Raw genomic sequence first — 1,359 nt, 5'->3', positions numbered from 1 at the left:
GGACTGTCAGATATTTTGTGTGCGGGCCGGTAACGGCCTGCCGTCAGGCAGGCCATGCTTTTTACCAGGTCGGCCTGATAAATCGATCTCCGTACAGAATCGCGAATTGATTCATCGCACTTTTCCAGTCATGGGCAGCAGAGCCCCAGTTTGCCGTGATATTGCGCAGCCCCAACCAGATCAGTTTTGTTGCCGCATCGTCGGTCGGGAAGTGGCCGCGAGTCTTGATGATCTTGCGCAGTTGAGCATTGATGCTCTCGATGGCATTGGTCGTGTAGATCACTTTTCTAATCGCCGGTGGGAAAACGAAAAATGGGATGACTCGGTCCCAAGCACGCCGCCAGGCAGCCACTACCGTTGGATACTGCTTGCCCCATACCCCGCTTTCAAATGCATCCAGCGCCTGCTCAGCCGCTTCGGCGGTGACTGCCTGATAGATCGGTTTCAACGCCTTGGCCAGTTCACGACGCTTATCCCAGGCCGCGTAATCAAGGCTGTTGCGGATCAGATGAACGATGCACGTCTGCAATGTCGTGTCAGGAAACACGGCGCTGAGGGCTTCTGGCATGCCTTTGAGACCATCGGTCACGGCAATCAACACGTCTTCGATGCCGCGTGTCTTGAGGTCATTGAACACCTTCATCCAGAATTTTGCGCCCTCGGTGTTTTCGATCCAGATGCCGAGGATGTCGCGCGTTCCGTCCGGCAAAACACCCAATGCCAAGTAGATCGCTTTATTACGAACCAGCCCCTCTTCGCGGATTTTGACCCTCAGGGCATCGAAGAAAATAACCGGATACATCGGCTCCAAAGGCCGCTGTTGCCATGCGCCGATCTCAGCCATGACCTCGTCAGTTACCGAGCTGATGAAATCAGGCGAAACGTCCGTGCCGTACTGCTCGGAGAGAAACGCACGAATCTCTCTGACAGTCATTCCGCGAGCGTACATGGCGATGATCTTGTCATCGAAACCGGTGTAACGGCGTTCGTGCTTGGGGATCAAAATGGGAGAAAAACTGCCGTCTCGGTCGCGGGGAATATCCAGCCGCAGCGGACCATCTCCCGTTAAAACCGTCTTGCCGCTTTTGCCATTACGCTGGTTGGTTTCATCCTCTGGGCGCTGCGCGCCCGGCGGATAGCCCAAGTGATGGCCGAGCTCGGCATTCAAGGCTCGCTCGATCAGAGCCTTTTTGAACGCCGCAGAGGCATCCTCGATAGCTTCAGCGGTCATGGGCCCGTCGGTGAACTGCTCAAGCAGCTCCTTCGGAATTTTCGGTAACTCGCGCAACGGGGGCTTCTTTTGGGTTGGCATACATGCACCTCTTACTCATGTTATGCCCGAACACAAAATTTCTGACA

The 1,359-nt window shown here is 55.2% G+C and carries 1 protein-coding gene; it reads right to left on the bottom strand.

What is annotated here, in order from left to right; translation table 11 throughout:
• Nucleotides 1-61: 61 nt before the first annotated feature.
• Nucleotides 62-1,312: an IS256 family transposase gene (locus PMI01S_RS30725; protein ID WP_084323909.1), complete on the bottom strand. Its 1,251-nt coding sequence runs from the start codon at nt 1,310-1,312 to the stop codon at nt 62-64.
• Nucleotides 1,313-1,359: the final 47 nt, after the last annotated feature.

It is taken from the genome of Pseudomonas migulae NBRC 103157 (genome assembly GCF_002091715.1).
Taxonomy (GTDB): domain Bacteria; phylum Pseudomonadota; class Gammaproteobacteria; order Pseudomonadales; family Pseudomonadaceae; genus Aquipseudomonas; species Aquipseudomonas migulae_A.
The sequence above is the reverse complement of the archived record's forward strand: the minus strand, read 5'-3'. Positions and strand labels throughout refer to the sequence as shown.